The organism is Eubacterium sp. CAG:156 (assembly GCF_000434315.1).
Classification (GTDB): Bacteria; Bacillota; Clostridia; order Lachnospirales; family Lachnospiraceae; genus Eubacterium_U; species Eubacterium_U album.
In genome coordinates this window covers 33,592-49,587 of record NZ_FR878173.1, presented here as the reverse complement: position 1 = coordinate 49,587, position 15,996 = coordinate 33,592, and the positions used below count along the sequence as shown (strand labels likewise).

Below are 15,996 nucleotides of genomic sequence, written 5' to 3'. Positions count from 1 at the left end.
ATGGACGTGTGCTCTGCGATCGGGGACTCCGGCGTTTCTGGTACCGCCGACGCCGCTCCTGGATCTTCGGTTCCTGATATCGACATCGATGCGGAAGTCGAAGCGTACCGGCAGCAGCTTGAACTTCAGAAAAAAGCGGCGGCAGAATCGTCTCTCTCCAGTGGTGGAAACGACGAAGGGGCAGGTAAAAAGGAGGCGTAGTCGTGGGATTCTTCAGCAGAATTTTCTCGCGGCAAACCGAAGCCGAACCTGCGGCTCCAATCGTGAAGCTGCCGGATGATCGCATCCTTCGGTATAAAATAACCGGAAAAAACCCAGGAAGCAGAAGACGCAACACGAGGCGCGTTCTTTGTGGATCCTGGGAGGCGATCTCCGATGTGGAAGCGCGTACAGGCTTGCTTCCTCCGTTTACTCATGAATTGGAAATGCCAGAAGTTACGGAGGCTCAGCTTGAGCTTATGAAAAAGTTAGGAGTTCCGATGCTTGACGGGATGTATCGCGCTGATGCGTCAGCTCTGATCCAGCACGCTCTTGACGAGAAGCCGCTGTTTCCAGACCGGGGCCTGCCGCGGCCAATACTTCAATTTTTAATTGACCACAAATTGCTTTTGTCTTCCTGGTTATCTGTTTCAGATCTGGAGGATGAATTCGTGGAGACTCTCCCCGGATTGCGTGCGTTAATTAAGAAATGTAAATAAAAAAATCGCCCAGTGCTGCGAACACCAGGCGACCTGTTCTTCCTTGCGGAAGCTGCATAATTTGACGTAAATCATCAAATCTTATTTTACAGCCGTTTCCGTAAATCCGCAAGGGTTTATTTTTTATACTCTTTTTGGGGAGGTGAGACGATGAGGTTCTTTTCCTACGGACGAAAATCCGTATTTTCTGATAAATCAGATTCAATCGATAATCAGTTCCGGATGAACCGGGAATACTGCGAGTCGAAGTTTTCCGGCCAGGTGGATTCCTGGCAGCAGTTCTCTGATGAAGACTTCACCGGTGCAAATACGTCCCGGCCAGATTTGCAGCGCATGCTGTCTTTTATAAAGGGTGGCTTCTGCGATGTCCTGGTAGTCTATCAGCTGGATCGTCTTTCCAGGGATGTCCGGGACTTTGCGAATATCTACGCGCTCCTGGAGGAGCATGGCGTGATGTTCATCTCAATAAAGGAAAACATCGACACCACGACGCCGATCGGGCGCGCCATGATGTATGTCACGGTGGTCTTCGCTCAGATGGAGCGTGAAACCATCGCGGCCCGTGTTACGGATAATATGCTGGGCCTTGCTAAAAAGGGATACTGGACTGGCGGTAATCCTCCGGTTGGCTACGTCAGGAAGCATATTGTTGTGAATGGGAAGAAGCACTGCTCCATTGAGGTGGATCCGGACGGGGCTCGCTACGTGACGCAGATCTTTGATACCTTCCTGGCTTATAACTGCAGCTTGCAGGGGATGGAGACGCGATTCAAAAACCAAGGCATCCGAACACAGAGCGGGAAGTTCTTCTCGACCACGCAGCTGCATAAAATGCTGACCATGCCGTATTGCGTCGAGGCGACTCCGGAAGTGTACGACTTCTATGCCGCGAAGGGCTGCATCATGGATCCTGGCTCCCCGCGTGAAATGTGGGACGGATCCGTCGGCGTGATCATCTATGGCCGGTCGACGGAGAAAAACAAAAAGCACCAGGCGCAGCCGCCGGAGAAGTGGACCGTGTGTCTTGGAAAGCACAAACCCTTCATGCCTGCCGAGAAATGGCTCGCGGTGCAGTCCCGGTTTACTCAGAATAAATGCATCAAGGATGCAAAGTGGCCGGTGCCTCTCCTGAAGGGCGTGCTCCGGTGTAAGTGCGGAAACCTGATGCAGGTTTCCAGAAAGAAAAAGGTCGACGGTACCTGTTCTTCCTGGTACTACTGCAGGAAGCGAATGCGGCAGGGCGTGGACGCCTGCGACATGGGGCAGATCAAATGCGATCTGCTGGATGAGAAAGTCCTGGAGCTATTCCGTGGCATCACTGCGGATCCTGCCTTGATTCAGAAATTCGTCAAAGCGGAAGCTCCGGCCGATGTTCCTGATCTGAAGGCCGCGCAGGCTCGCGTGTCTGCCTGTGAGCGTAAGATCGGCCGCCTGGCTGCATCGTTAGCTCTGGCCGAGGATTCCGCTGCATCAAAGTATATCATCGCGGAAATGGAACGCCTGGACGTTGAGCTGGGTGCTCTGAAGCGCGAAGCCTCGCTGGCCGAGATGGAAAGCCACCGGGCTGCTGCCAGTGCGAAGGATGCCAAGGCCACGGCTGCGGAAATCGCGAAGCTGATTCATGGCCTGGATGGCTTCGACGACAAAGAAAAAAACGCGATCGCTCGCGCTGTAATTCAGGAGTGTACTTGGGACGGGGAGCGGCTTTTTATTACGCTCTAAACCTCACTATTTCATAATGGTGGGGTTCCGGCCTCATTCTCAAAGCTGTCTTTATTAAATCTCTGATTGTTATTTCATTTTCACCCTCAGTATTCGCCTGCCTTGTTTCCATTCGTACCAAATTATCAGTATTGAGCAATTGTAATTCTGCCGAATCCTCTATCGTAATAATTCTCTCATCCTGCGGAATATAATTGGACAATGCATTTAAAAATGTAGTCTTGCCTGAACCTGTTCCTCCACTTATAAAAATGTTGTATCCACCCTCTACAAGTTTTTTAAGAAAATCGGCTGCCTCTTTTGTGATAGAACCCCATTTAATCAAATCTTCCATTGTTATCTGGTCAGCCGGAAATTTTCTAATTGTTACTGCGGCTCCATCAATCGCAACAGGGGGCAAAACCACGTTTACTCTTGAACCGTCAGGCAATCTTGTATCCACTATAGGATCAGACTGATTTACCCTTCTATTTGTTGCTGAAACAATCTGCTGAATTACGTCCTCTAACCTTTCTACCGAAGGAAATTTCCCATCTATTTTTACAATTCGGCCAAATTTTTCTGCATAAATATTGTCCACTCCATTAATCATAATTTCAGAAATATTATCATCTGCCAAAAGTTCCTCTAAAATTCCAAGTCCTCTGATTGAATCATACAATTGTCTATGTATCTCCCATCTGTCATAAAGTGGCATAAGTCTGCACTTGGCAACTCCTGCAATAACATAATCAATTATTTCATGAAGCTCTTCATCATTAGGATTTCTTGTCATGTCTATCTCTTCAATTATTTTTTCACGCAATTCTTCTAAATCAACTTTTGTTTTCAAGCCACTTCCTCTTTTAACAGTTTTCTTATAAAATCACCTAAACTACCCCAAATCTGCTTATCAAAATAATCTTCATCCCATTGGTTTTCATTACAAATAGGCAATTTTACCTTAACAATCTTATCTAACAACTCTTCCTGCTCTGTTTTAAATATAAATTCTTCAAATTCAGATATTTTCATAAGCGACATTCTGTCATCATTCATTGGCATATAAATTACGTTACAAAACTCCAGCACTTCATAAATGTCTTTAACCATATTACTTAAATCTAAAATTATCGTCTTATACATTCCTGAATTAATAATTGCCTGTATCATTCCTAACCAAACACTACTATCTAAACTTCTCAAGTCATTAGAAAACATCGAAGGCGGTATGTAATCCATTTCATTTATGCTGTTAACTATCGCTTTAAGTTTTAATGGTAACGACTCCGGATTCTGCTTGTAAAAATACATTAGGTCAGACAAATCTCCGCTGTATTCTTTATTAAAAATCTTTGACAATGCTGAAAACTCTTCCATATTTATATACAGGGTTTCTTTCTCTTTCGCTAAAACCTGTCCTAAAGTAATTGCAAATGTGGTCTTTCCACTTCTGCCAATTGGCGAATACACTCCAATTACTTCAACATCATCAACCAAAACTGACCCGACGCCTTCCGCAGTGCTTATATCGACATAATAATTTATTACTTCTCTTATAATATTTTCTGAAGATTGATATTTATAAATCGATGCATAACTTATATATTCGGCAAATACGTTACCATCCGTCAGCAAAATTATCTTTCCAATATTATATTCAGCAATATCATGCGTCATTGCAGTTGCAGATATCAACAAAATATCTATCTCTCTTTTTTCTGCAAATTCCTTAAGTGCCTCTAATTCTGTAAATGCAACCGTGCGAAACGGTATTCCTCTTTTGTCACTTATGTACTCCATAAGCGAATTCGCATAGTTGCTATCAACATCGTAAATTCCCAGCATACCTGTTTTCATTTATTTTGTTCCTTTCTATATACTTTTTGTTGTTTTTAGTGTACTCACATTATATATGCATATTTTCAAATTGTCTATACCTTTTTATAATTTTTTCTATTTTTCTTTTTGAATTTTACTGTTGACTATAAATTTCACTGTGTTATACTGATGTAGTATTGAATACTACATGTTATGTTTTGGAGGTGTCAAATGGCTAAAAGAATTAAATTAGACGACAGAGAACTCCCTGATTACACAAAAGGGGAAGAGATTTTTAATATGGTATCCCACATTGTTGGGGGAGCATTAGGCATAGCAGCTATGGTATTATGTATTATTATGGCAGCTAAACACGGAAGTGCTATCGGTGTAATAAGTAGTATCATTTATGGAATTACTCTTATTGACCTATATGCAATGTCCAGTATTTATCACGGTTTGAAACCGGGCAAAGCCAAAAAAGTTATGCAGGTTCTTGACCATTGCACTATTTACTTTTTAATTGCAGGAAGTTATACTCCTGTACTACTTGTTGCAATGATGCCTAAATATCCTGTTATCGCATGGGTTTTATTTGGTATTGTCTGGGGTTGTGCAGTAGTTGCATGTACGCTTACTGCTATAGATTTAAAGAAATATAACGTATTTTCCATGATTTGCTATTTAGCCATGGGATGGTGCATCATATTCTTTATAAGACAGACATTTGAAGTTATGGGAATGGGTGGAGTTGTATTACTTGTTTCCGGTGGAATTGCTTATACTGTTGGTGCTGTTTTATATGGGCTTGGAAAAAACCACAGATATATGCACTCTATCTTCCATTTATTTATTTTACTTGGAAGCATCCTTCATTTTTTTGCAATTTTACTTTATGCGTTACCACAATAATTTTCTGACGCTTTAATGTGAATTTTGTCTATTTTTCAATCACGTTATTTTTTATTTTGTCATATAGATATATTAAGAAAATAGTCGGATTTGAAAATGATTTATAATTATATACCCGTTTATATACAGCAAAGTTCACTTAGTGAAGGCTTTTTTATCAAGATGGATTCTTCTTTTTCTAACAAAATTGATTATGTTAAGGAAATGTACCCTAAAGCTTTTGCAAAAATTCAAAGTACTATAGAAGAAGAGTGCGATAAAATGGATTATGTCGGCAGTCCTATGTACGACGAATATCCTGATAAAACCAGACTTTTAGGTATCAGGGATAGAATTTTTGAGATTGTTCATATGGAAAATGCAGCCTGCGAAAATGATGTCTGCATAATATATCCCGAAGATGATTGGTTAAAAGATACAATTATGGTTCTTCTTTTATATGAAATTCAAAGAAGAAATCAATAGTAAATGACGTGCTTGTTTTTACAAGCGATAAAATTTAATTCATATAATACACAAAAACAGGGAGATAAGAACTTTATCTCCCTAAAAAAATAATGATTCGCATTTTAAGCTGCCAAGTGCTCAAAATAAAGGTTCACATTCAAAGTAGTGAAGCACTTAAATTAAAAGTTTGCATTCAAAGTAACGACGTGCTTAAATCTAGCAAGTATTCTTGCCTATTTACATTGTATGCAATTATTATTAATTTTGCCACTATAAATATTCTGCGACTTCACTCCTGAGTTTTTCCTCTATTTCTATTATTTGTTTTGCCATTTCTTTAGCATTTTTTTCAGCTTTTTCATATTGGTTTAAATATTTGTGCAAAGATTTAATTCCCATATTGCAACCATCTGTAATCAAATCCGCAATTGTAGCATCTCCGCTTTCCATTGTTGTTTTTACACCTGTTTTCACACGAGACATTCCTTTTGCTATTGGATTTGGTTCTTTTTCAAAAGCTTCTCTTTCATTTAACATATCATGAATTTGATTTCCTAGACTTTCATGATGCGATTTGCTTTCTTCTAGGACATTTTTCAACTGCTGACTTCCTACTTTATCAAGCATATTGTCTATTGACGCTACCGCCATTTTGGTCCCGGCATCGCATTCCTGCAACAACTTTATTGTATCAATACTTTTCATTTTCTAAATCCTTTTTATTTTTATATTAACCAAATTTAGAAAATTTATTAAATTTATCGACATCTATCATAATGAAAAACAATTTATACTTTGCGTCATTTAATTTGGATAATTCCCTCTTTTGTATTCGCATATCTCTTTTCTATGCAGTTAAAATATGTGCAAATTATAAATCCACTTCTATAATTCTATTTGATTTTTTATAGCGAGTATATTTTACACCTGCAGCGTCCATCATTCGTTTCGACGCCTTTACCCCTGGTGTATCTCCATATTTGTCCTGATCGTAAATAACTTCTTTTATTCCACATTGGATAATTGCTTTTGCGCATTCATTACAGGGAAATAATGTCACGTATATTTTTGCTCCTTCTAAACTTCCACCTCGGTAATTTAATATTGCATTCAATTCACTATGTGTTGTGTAAAAATATTTATTGTCATACGGGCTGTCACTTTCACGATTCCATGGAAATTCATCATCGTCACATCCCACAGGAAGTCCGTTGTATCCCATAGATAAAATCTTATTATCCTGACTTACTATGCATGCTCCAACCTGAGTATTTGGGTCTTTTGAGCGCATCGATGATAAATATGCAACTCCCATAAAATATTCATCCCAGGATATATAGTCTTTTCTTTTATAACTTCGCATACATGTACCTCCTTGTTGTCATAAGCTATACCTCAAGCACTGCACCTCAATTCCGCTTCGCTTCATTTCGGTCGCGCGCATGCGCGCTATATCAATAAGCAAAAATACGTTTTCTTTTGTGCTAGCACAAGAAAACGTATTTTTACTTATTGATGCAGTGCTTATTTAGTTCCGAATATTCTGTCTCCAGCGTCTCCTAATCCTGGTACTATATAGCTGTGTTCATTTAATTTTTCGTCTAATGCTCCGATAAACATGTCAACATCCGGATGTGCTTCCTGCATTGCTTTTACTCCTTCAGGAGCTGCTATGATACACATAAATTTGATATTTTTTACACCTTTATCTTTTAACATCTGAATTGCTGCTACAGATGAACCACCTGTTGCTAACATTGGGTCTACTACAAATACATCTCTGTTTTCACAATCTTCAGGTAATTTACAGTAGTATTCAACAGGTTTTACTGTTACAGGGTCTCTATAAAGTCCGATATGTCCTACTTTTGCTGATGGAATCATTGCTAACATTCCGTCTACCATTCCTAAACCGGCTCTTAAGATAGGAACTATTGCTAACTTCTTTCCACCTAATTCTTTTACTGTTGTTTTGCAAATTGGTGTATCAATTTCAACATCTGTTAATTCTAATTCTCTTGTTGCTTCATATGTAATGAGCATTGCAATTTCACTGATTAACTGTCTGAAATCCTTTGTTCCTGTTTCTTTTCTTCTGATTATTCCAATTTTGTGCTGAATCAATGGATGATCCATTACCATTGTCTTTGCCATTTATTACTTCCTCCATCTTTTTAACTTAATTTTGGTACTCTTAATTTGTAAACCAATTTTCTCATTAATTCATTCAATGAGTCGTATAACTTACCATATTCCTGTAATTCTCCACCATAAGGGTCCGCAATATTTCCTGACTCATTTATAAATTCTTTGAATGTGTAAACATTCTGTGCCTCCGCATATTCCTCATATACAGTAGGCTTTAAACTTTCTTCAAATACTAAAACTAACACATCTTTTCCAAAGTCCGATTCACTTAATTGTTGTGATGCATATCCCTTTACGTCTAAATCTTTCGCCGCTGCTATCGCCTCAACTTTCTGATTTATCGGCTCCGGGAACAATACAATCAAGCCTCTGGATTCAATCTCAATTGGTTCTATTGGCATCTTCTGTCTTAAAATGGCCGCTGCCAACGGACCTCTTGATGTATCATCTTTCGTTACGAAGATAATCTTTGAATAATCCATTATGCCTCCAAATATACTATAAGTTTATTATGTTATAACCTGCTGCCTTAGTAAGTCTGTTCATAATCGCATCACCTACATCTTTTCTGGAAAATGTTTCTCCAAAAATAAACTGAGCTTCCATCTTATCAAAATCTCTCAGTGCTTTAAACAAATGATTTGCAATTGTTTCAGGCTTGTCCAAGTCCCCTAGAGACACTATAACTACTCCATCATTTACCTTTCCTTCATAAAAATGTTTATTCTGGTCTGATGTAAGTATTCCCGTAACGTATCCCTGTGAATCCTTTTCATTGGCAACTTTAATTATTTCATTCGCAACCTTTTCTTCTTCTCCATCGTACATTCGAAAATCAGCTTTAGGTGCGTAATGCCTATATTTCATACCTGGAGCCTTCGGTCTAAGTCCGTCCGTAGGCTTTGTAAGAATCGCCTTATCCGTTTCTACTTGGTCTATTACCTCTTTTAACATTTCTTTTGTAATAAATCCTGGGCGCAAAATCATAGGCGGCTCAACTGTTACGTCAATAATCGTTGACTCCAACCCCATTCCTACCATTCCACCGTCAATAATCATATCAATTCTGCCATCCATGTCATCAATAACATGTTCTCCTAATGTAGGACTTGGCTTTCCTGATAAATTTGCACTTGGTGCTGCTATGCTAACACCTGCTTCTTTTATAAGCGCCTGTGCAATCGGGTGATTTGGCATTCTTATAGCAACTGTATCCAATCCTCCCGTTGTGTCCTTTGGAACAATATCACTTTTATTAAAAATAAGTGTCATTGGACCCGGCCAAAAAGCATCCATAAGTTTCTTTGCCACTTCCGGAATCTCTTTTACCAACGGTTTAAGCATCTCTTCATTTGCTATATGTGCAATTAATGGATTGTCAGACGGTCTGCCCTTTGCCGCATAAATCTTCTTAGCTGCCTCTTTATTTAATGCATTGGCACCCAATCCGTATACAGTCTCTGTAGGGAATGCTACAAGTCCACCTTCTCTTATTATTTCTCCAGCTTTTTTTATTGATTCATTATCAATATTTTCTGAATTCATTTTTACAATTAAAGTATCCATTTTTTGCCTCTTTTACTGAATTTTTCTAAATTCTACGTAAGCCCATACTCATTTTTTATAATACCATATATGGCATCAAATTACAAATATTATGATGTATTGTAAATGTTTTGCAGGGCATTGTATTTAATGCAAAATTTGCTTTTTCATATAGACTACAGCTTTTATATCAATAATAAAATATTGTTTTTTTGCGCTAAAAAATCGGTGCGACAGGATTCGAACCTGCGACCTCTGCGTCCCGAACGCAGCGCTCTACCAAACTGAGCCACGCACCGATTAAAAAAATTTTTTGATTCTTAGTGTATTTATTAAGAACTTTTATATTTTATCATATCTGTTAGTATTTTCAAGTTTTTTGTCTGCTTTCGCATTTTCACTGTTTTTTGTCACATCCGCATATGCTCTTTCCCTGTTTCCTGCATATGTATACCTTACAATTGTACCATCTGATTCCTTTTCTTCAAGCAGTACCGGATACTTTTCTGTGTAGTCCCACACATACTCTTTTTCCTCTTTTTTCTTTTTGATTAGTCCTGTTGTAATTGTTTCTTTTGTTCTGTTTCCAAGGCCGTCATTTTAATGTGCTGACATTTAATGCAAAATCGCATCATCTCCACAGCACCAAGTGCTATGAAAACAATGCGTTCTAATTTTAAAGGAAAATATCTAATAATTACTTCATATATTATTATACGAAGTAATTATTAAATGTAGCCTTTCATAATATTTCAAATTCCGGTTTTAATGTAACTCATACAAATGCTCATAATAAGCATATAAATCCTAATCCCTACAACCTTACTAGGAAAATTCAATTATTCATTAATATTTTAGTATTTTCTAGTCTTGACTTTATCTTTGTGAGAGGATGTGTCAGTTCAACTACATCTCTTTTAGCATAACTCTTCTCGGTATCTCTAAAAAATAAGTAAAAGAATAAACTACTATTACCAGCAGTAAACTCTACTATCATACTCTCCTCTCCATAAACACACACCATTTTCTAAACCACATGAACAAATGAATATGCTACATCCACCATTTAAGAGTTCCGATTTACTTATTATATATTCTATATTATTAGAAATAATATCTCCTTGTAATTTTATTGCTCCAAACTTTGTTGAGTTTTCCACAAAAAAAACATATTTCATTGATTTACATATTACTTTACTTGTATAATTCAAGAAATCTTCTATTTCATATGTTTTTTTACAAACAATATACTTTTTCTGAGTATCCAAATCATCTAACTTAGCAATTATTTTTTCTTGTAATTGTAAAGTAGTATGAATATCATAAAAATCATCAATAGCTATTTCTATTCCATTATTTCTCCATTCTTTACAGATTTGTAGTATTCCATTTCTTCTTTTGGCTTCAACCAATCTTGTTTTATCCATTTATATCTCCATTTCCTATTTAAACCCATTAAAATCCTCTGGGAAATGTCCTGGGTATTGATTATATCTACCTTTACTGAACGGATTTCCTTTTGTAGCATCTGCACCATGAAAATGATTTCCACGTCCCATCTTATCAAAAGGATGTTCTATAATATATTTCTTTTCTCCACTTACATCAAATTCATACACAATTCTGTTTTCTGATGTTCCATCAAACACAAACTTGTGAGTTTTATATTCTGCTGACTTTGGAATACCTGTTGCTTCCTTCGCCTCTCTAAATACTTGTCTTCTAGTAGAACTTTTACCCCTCTTGACATAAAGTCTTTACACTTATAACAATCCAAGTCGATGCCCCTACATCGAAAAATGAATACACATTCCAAAGTCAACTGTGAAGTTTTCACAGCAGGAACAGAAATTCCGTGACCAGTATGACAATCTTGATTTATCTGATGGGCATAGAAAAGTGATAAAGCATTAGATAAAACGCCTCTTCCTTACTGGCACTTCTTTTTACTCACTGCAACTCTAATTCTTTTTTTAAGTGTTCCAATTCAGAAACACTCATATCACATACACATATTTCAATAATATCATCTGTTTCTGACAATCCAAAATACACTTTATCCATTTTTATATACTTGGAACTTTTTTTGTCTGATAATATTATTCTGGTACCATTAGAATACAAAATAGTTTTAAAAATAGGGCATTCAATATCATCACTATGAAAATTTATCTTTCCATTTTCAAAATTCCCACCACTAGCTTATTCGTAGTTTCTGAATACTCCTTGCAAAGCAATAGCGTTATTCTTTTTAATAACTTACTCTTTATACCCACTGTAAATTCCAATGAAGAAGTTTTATCTTTTGAATATGAAATATATTCAACCGCTTCCTCTTCCTTATTAAATATAATCTTCAAAGGAATATATTCTTCCAATTCCATCTCTAATATATCTTTCATATTCTTCTACATCCTAATGCCATCCATTAAACTGTGCATGTTTTATTACTGGCAACTGTCCTGCTTGTCTTAGCCGAGCAAATATAACTTCCTAATTACCTTGAGTAATCTTTTCTCCATTAACCTCTATCTCAAATGATTTTGGAATATTTCAGATTAGTACGATCAAAATGATTTATAACAGTAATATGATATTTATACAAGATTGTGTAGATAGTGAAATTTACAAAAGGCTAATAGAAAATCTACCAGCCTTTTGCTTGTGATATGGCTTATTTTTTCTAACATATTTATTACAGTAACTAATTAAAATATGCTTCTAATACATTTTCTAGTTCAAGCAATTTATATTTATATTTTTTCATCTCTTTATCCTTAATTAACCGTTTAACAAAAAGCATTAATTCACCAAAATAAAGAACATCTTCCTTTGGATGTCTTTAATGTAGAGAGATCATTAAAATGATTGACACTCCTTGCAATAATAATTGTCTGCGTCTTTTACTAACTTCAAAAAGACATCATCAGCACAGAGTTCATCATAATCCGAAATACCTCTAATGAGTCCCATCAAAGCTCCATTTGAATTTCTTATTGTTCTATTTTGAATAGCAATAATTAATTTATTTATATATTCCTTATATTGTTTCAAATATTCTATTGTAACATTACTTTCTAAACACATAGTATCAATATATTCATTTATAGCTTTCAACTTTCCTTCTAATATATCATATTTATTCATATTTCCTTCTTTCTATGGCAATGGTCTTGTCTCTAAAACCCAACCATCATCAAACTGCTCAAATAGTATCTGTAGTCCCCCACCAGGTCTTGATTCTATTGCTCCAACTTGTTCCCTTGCAGTTCCAATTGCGTATTTAATCTTTGTTCCTGCTGATATTTTAGCAATAGATACATTATCTCTTGCTCCCCAATTGCTCAACAACGCCATTTGATTCATGTAATCATCTACTGTACTAATTCCATTTGCCTCATCAAAAGTAGTCCAATATTTCAAACTTCTTCCATTACCTACTTCAGCATTCGAGTGAAATTGAACTAAATATAAATCTTCATCGATAACATTTTTTATCTTATATCCAGCATTAAAGTTAGCTAATTCACTATCAAATTGTTTAGAGTAATCCCATACTTTACCTGATGTTCTACCACCCTCATACGACGCACTTCCTGCTTCATCTGCCATAAACCCTGCTAGTTTTCCACTCTTTGCAGCATTTTGTATTCCTGCCACTCCAAGCCCTGCTCCTGCAAACATGTAGCCGTTTACTGCTCCGTTTATGACCGTGTCCTTTAATTCTGATTTGCTGAAACTTCCGTTGTTTAATGCATATATGCTGTAAAATGCTCCGTCTGTTACAGCCGATATTCCTGCTGACGCTATTACCGCTTGTGCTATTGCGGCTGCTCCCATGACCGTGTCCTTTAATTCTGATTTGCTGAAACTTCCATTGTTTAATGCATATATGCTGTAGAATGCTCCGTCTGTTGCCGCGGATATTCCTGCTGACGCTATTACTGCTTCCGCTATTGCGGCTGCTCCTACTCCACTTGCTCCTGCAATTATTATTCCTGTTGTTCCAATGGCTGCCTTTGCCCATGTAGGCATGTTATCTATTTCGCAGCATACCCTTGTGTAAAATCCAAGTCCGCCTGCCACTCCGCTCTTTACAACGTTGAAGGCTGTTCTTCCTGCATTTCCAAGTGTGCTTATGTATGAACATCCGTCAGGATCTATGTAATACAGCGGATTGTCTCCACAATAAATGTAACCGTTCTGGGTTAGGGTTTCATATACATTTCCTGCTTTAGGGTCCTTCTGTATAAATTCCCTGTCTGTGGAATTGTACATTCTTGCTCCCGCATTCCAGTAGCCTGTTGTTTCATCATAAACATATCCGGTGTTGTATTCCGCAAGGTCATTGTATTCTTCACTAGTCTTTACATTAACACATCAGTGTTAAGATGCTCCAAGTCGGCAAGAATACCCCTTGCCGACTTGCTCTTCACTTCATTTTCTAATGCTATCACTCAAGAAATTTTTTATAAAACTCTTCTTCCACATATGTTTCTGCAAAGCATTGAACTACATCATATGAATAGTTTCCTCCTTTTGCATATGTAATATTCATAACATCTTCTGTAATCTTATCAAGGACATCATCGCTAACGCAAATATTTCTTTGTGATAACTCTTTTCTTACGATTTCTGTGCACATTTTATAATCATTAGCATTTGAAAAAAGCATAGTAACCTCCTTTATCGTGACAAGTCCTTAAGACTATTAAGCTTTATTTTTTGATATGTGAGTGCCTGTGTTGCACCTCCATGACCATACTTAGGAAAATCCTTAGTAATTGGTTCTAACCAACTTGCTTGTCCCCACTTTCCGTTTGGCACTCTAATATCATCAATAATTTGCAATGTATCAAACGAACCACGAATAGATGCATCGTGTGGCACTTGAAGTCTGCCTGGAGTAGGTACATCAAATTTATCAAAAGTGATATATGTTCCACTAGGGTTGGCTGGTATTTCCATTGTATTTTTTAGCGAATCCATGTAACTTGCCTCCGCTGGCATGTATCTATATCCAGTAGCAGGTACAATCTCTCCGTTAGGTTTAACATAAAAATCAGTCTTGACAGATGTTCTACCACCCTCATATGACACACTTCCAGCTTCATCTGCCATAACCCCTGCAAGTTTTCCACTCTTTGCAGCATTTCGTATTCCTGCCACTCCAAGCCCTGCTCCTGCAAACATGTAGCCGTTTACTGCTCCGTTTATGACCGTGTCCTTTAATTCTGATTTGCTGAAACTTCCATTGTTTAATGCATATATGCTGTAGAATGCTCCGTCTGTTGCCGCGGATATTCCTGCTGACGCTATTACTGCTTCCGCTATTGCGGCTGCTCCTACTCCACTTGCTCCTGCAATTATTATTCCTGTTGTTCCTACGGCCGCCTTTGCCCATGTCGGCATGTTATCTATTTCACAGCATACCCTTGCATATAATCCAAGTCCGCCTGCCACTCCACTCTTTACAACATTGAAAGCTGTTCTTCCTGCATTTCCAAGTGTACTTATGTATGAACATCCGTCAGGATCTATGTAATACAGCGGATTGTCTCCACAATAAATGTAACCGTTCTGGGTTAGGGTTTCATGTACATTTCCTGCTTTAGGGTCCTTCTGTATAAATTCCCTGTCTGTGGAATTGTACATTCTTGCTCCCGCATTCCAGTAGCCTGTTGTTTCATCATAAACATATCCGGTATAACTTTTTGAAATGTTTATTCCGTTAAGTTTACTGCTTACCGTTTCTGTTTCCGGCTTTCCCCATGCATCATACTCTGTTTTCGCTGCAACCTCTGCATTTTCATCCAGTGCCCATCTTGTGCTTCCGAGTCTGTCCGTATAGAGACTGTAAGCCTGTGCTTTCGCATTTTCACTGTTTTTTGTTACATCCGCATATGCTCTTTCCCTGTTTCCTGCATATGTATACCTTACAATTGTACCATCTGATTCCTTTTCTTCAAGCAGTACGGGATATTTTTCCGTGTAGTCCCACACATACTCTTTTTCCTTTTTCTTCTTTTTGATTAGTCCTGTTGTAATTGTTTCTCTTGTTCTGTTTCCAAGGCCGTCATATGTGTATGCCGTCTTTTCCGAAATTCCTTTTTTTATTTCACTTACGGTTCCATCCATAAGCGAACTAATCTCATAAGTTTTTATTTCTTTTTCAGGATTTACCGTTCTTTTCGCCGTTCCGTTTTCGCTGTATTTGTTTGAACGTTTTATGCTAAATACTGAGCTTCCCTTTTTTGTAATCTGCTGATTTAAATTATTGTAAGTGTATGTTGTGGACTTCTTTCCATTTGTTTCCTTAATAAGGTTTCCAACATCATCATATGTGTATGTAACTGTTTTGTCTCCTCCCTCTGCTACAAGCCTGTTCAGGTTGTCATATTCATATGTCGATGTTTTCTTTTTACCGGTTATGATTCCGCTTTCATAATGTTTTGTTACATTTCCGTTTAAATCATATTCATATGATTCTATTAATTTAGAATCTTCATCTTCTTTTTGACTTACCGTAAGCACATTTCCATATATGTCATATGTGCTTTCCTGTGTCTCTTTTCCTTCTGTTTTTGTTATTCTGTTATTATCACTATCATATGTGTATGTGGTCTTTTTATCGCCGTCTGTAACTTCCGTTAAATTTTTGTTTCCATCATATGTGTAGCTTACCTTTTTGCCGTCCGTATACGTAATCCCTGTCTTGTTTCCG

General features: G+C 37.4%; 19 protein-coding genes, 1 tRNA gene and 1 pseudogene. 5 read left to right on the top strand and 16 right to left on the bottom strand.

The features are described 5' to 3' along the window. The 3 genes from ABMA45_RS08450 to ABMA45_RS08440 all read left to right on the top strand — a co-directional run. On the top strand, positions 1-201 hold a 201-nt coding region (locus ABMA45_RS08450), incomplete at its 5' end, for a hypothetical protein (RefSeq protein ID WP_348030147.1). Positions 202-377: 176 nt separating this feature from the next. Beyond that, entirely contained in the window at positions 378-698 is a 321-nt protein-coding gene (locus tag ABMA45_RS08445; RefSeq protein ID WP_348030145.1) for a hypothetical protein, read from the top strand. A gap of 150 nt (positions 699-848) precedes the next feature. Beyond that, positions 849-2,420 carry a recombinase family protein gene (locus ABMA45_RS08440; protein WP_022089455.1) on the top strand — a complete coding sequence of 524 codons (1,572 nt, stop codon included), beginning with the start codon at positions 849-851 and terminating at the stop codon, positions 2,418-2,420. Here the strand turns inward: ABMA45_RS08440 and ABMA45_RS08435 are convergent. Both ABMA45_RS08435 and ABMA45_RS08430 read right to left on the bottom strand, forming a co-directional pair. Continuing rightward, entirely contained in the window at positions 2,410-3,252 is an 843-nt protein-coding gene (locus tag ABMA45_RS08435; RefSeq protein WP_022089454.1) for a CpaF family protein, read from the bottom strand. The genes ABMA45_RS08440 and ABMA45_RS08435 overlap by 11 nt on opposite strands. Beyond that, complete coding sequence (locus ABMA45_RS08430; protein WP_022089453.1) at positions 3,249-4,259, bottom strand: hypothetical protein; 1,011 nt, start codon at positions 4,257-4,259, stop codon at positions 3,249-3,251. The genes ABMA45_RS08435 and ABMA45_RS08430 overlap by 4 nt, the downstream gene beginning before the upstream one ends. A 192-nt stretch (positions 4,260-4,451) precedes the next feature. Between ABMA45_RS08430 and ABMA45_RS08425 the strand changes: the two genes are divergently transcribed. Then, positions 4,452-5,132, top strand: a complete 681-nt coding sequence (locus tag ABMA45_RS08425; RefSeq protein ID WP_022089452.1) for a PAQR family membrane homeostasis protein TrhA — start codon at positions 4,452-4,454, stop codon at positions 5,130-5,132. A gap of 96 nt (positions 5,133-5,228) precedes the next feature. Then, complete coding sequence (locus tag ABMA45_RS08420) at positions 5,229-5,597, top strand: hypothetical protein (RefSeq protein WP_022089451.1); 369 nt, start codon at positions 5,229-5,231, stop codon at positions 5,595-5,597. Positions 5,598-5,849: 252 nt separating this feature from the next. Here ABMA45_RS08420 and ABMA45_RS08415 read toward each other — a convergent pair whose 3' ends face one another. The 14 genes and pseudogenes from ABMA45_RS08415 to ABMA45_RS08350 form a co-directional block, all read right to left on the bottom strand. Further along, positions 5,850-6,284 (bottom strand): hypothetical protein, encoded by a 435-nt coding sequence (locus ABMA45_RS08415; RefSeq protein ID WP_022089450.1) that lies wholly within the window; start codon positions 6,282-6,284, stop codon positions 5,850-5,852. Positions 6,285-6,450: 166 nt separating this feature from the next. Beyond that, on the bottom strand, positions 6,451-6,942 hold the full coding sequence (locus tag ABMA45_RS08410) for a deoxycytidylate deaminase (RefSeq protein ID WP_022089449.1): 492 nt from the start codon (positions 6,940-6,942) through the stop codon (positions 6,451-6,453). A gap of 161 nt (positions 6,943-7,103) precedes the next feature. Continuing rightward, entirely contained in the window at positions 7,104-7,733 is a 630-nt protein-coding gene (gene upp, locus ABMA45_RS08405; RefSeq protein WP_022089448.1) for a uracil phosphoribosyltransferase, read from the bottom strand. A 20-nt stretch (positions 7,734-7,753) separates the two neighbouring features. Next, on the bottom strand, positions 7,754-8,209 hold the full coding sequence (locus tag ABMA45_RS08400; protein WP_022089447.1) for an arsenate reductase/protein-tyrosine-phosphatase family protein: 456 nt from the start codon (positions 8,207-8,209) through the stop codon (positions 7,754-7,756). Between the two features lie 16 nt (positions 8,210-8,225). Continuing rightward, positions 8,226-9,293 carry an L-threonylcarbamoyladenylate synthase gene (locus ABMA45_RS08395; protein WP_022089446.1) on the bottom strand — a complete coding sequence of 356 codons (1,068 nt, stop codon included), beginning with the start codon at positions 9,291-9,293 and terminating at the stop codon, positions 8,226-8,228. Positions 9,294-9,497: 204 nt separating this feature from the next. Further along, positions 9,498-9,571 (bottom strand) — tRNA-Pro (locus tag ABMA45_RS08390). 43 nt (positions 9,572-9,614) lie between these two features. Further along, positions 9,615-9,794: a hypothetical protein gene (locus tag ABMA45_RS08385; RefSeq protein ID WP_022089445.1), complete on the bottom strand. Its 180-nt coding sequence runs from the start codon at positions 9,792-9,794 to the stop codon at positions 9,615-9,617. Positions 9,795-10,243: 449 nt separating this feature from the next. Next, positions 10,244-10,699, bottom strand: coding sequence for a YxiF family protein (locus ABMA45_RS08380; RefSeq protein ID WP_022089443.1), 456 nt, complete (start codon positions 10,697-10,699; stop codon positions 10,244-10,246). A 15-nt stretch (positions 10,700-10,714) separates the two neighbouring features. Then, complete coding sequence (locus tag ABMA45_RS08375) at positions 10,715-10,921, bottom strand: HNH/endonuclease VII fold putative polymorphic toxin (protein WP_022089442.1); 207 nt, start codon at positions 10,919-10,921, stop codon at positions 10,715-10,717. A gap of 519 nt (positions 10,922-11,440) precedes the next feature. After that, on the bottom strand, positions 11,441-11,674 hold the full coding sequence (locus ABMA45_RS08370; protein ID WP_022089441.1) for a hypothetical protein: 234 nt from the start codon (positions 11,672-11,674) through the stop codon (positions 11,441-11,443). Positions 11,675-12,131: 457 nt separating this feature from the next. Then, positions 12,132-12,419, bottom strand: coding sequence for a hypothetical protein (locus tag ABMA45_RS08365; protein ID WP_022089440.1), 288 nt, complete (start codon positions 12,417-12,419; stop codon positions 12,132-12,134). A gap of 12 nt (positions 12,420-12,431) precedes the next feature. After that, a pseudogene (locus tag ABMA45_RS08360) lies at positions 12,432-13,589 on the bottom strand (RHS repeat-associated core domain-containing protein); the annotation flags it as partial. A gap of 136 nt (positions 13,590-13,725) precedes the next feature. After that, entirely contained in the window at positions 13,726-13,947 is a 222-nt protein-coding gene (locus ABMA45_RS08355) for a hypothetical protein (RefSeq protein WP_022089438.1), read from the bottom strand. Between the two features lie 11 nt (positions 13,948-13,958). Beyond that, a partial coding sequence (locus tag ABMA45_RS08350) for an RHS repeat domain-containing protein (RefSeq protein ID WP_348030138.1) occupies positions 13,959-15,996 on the bottom strand: 2,038 nt, incomplete at its 5' end.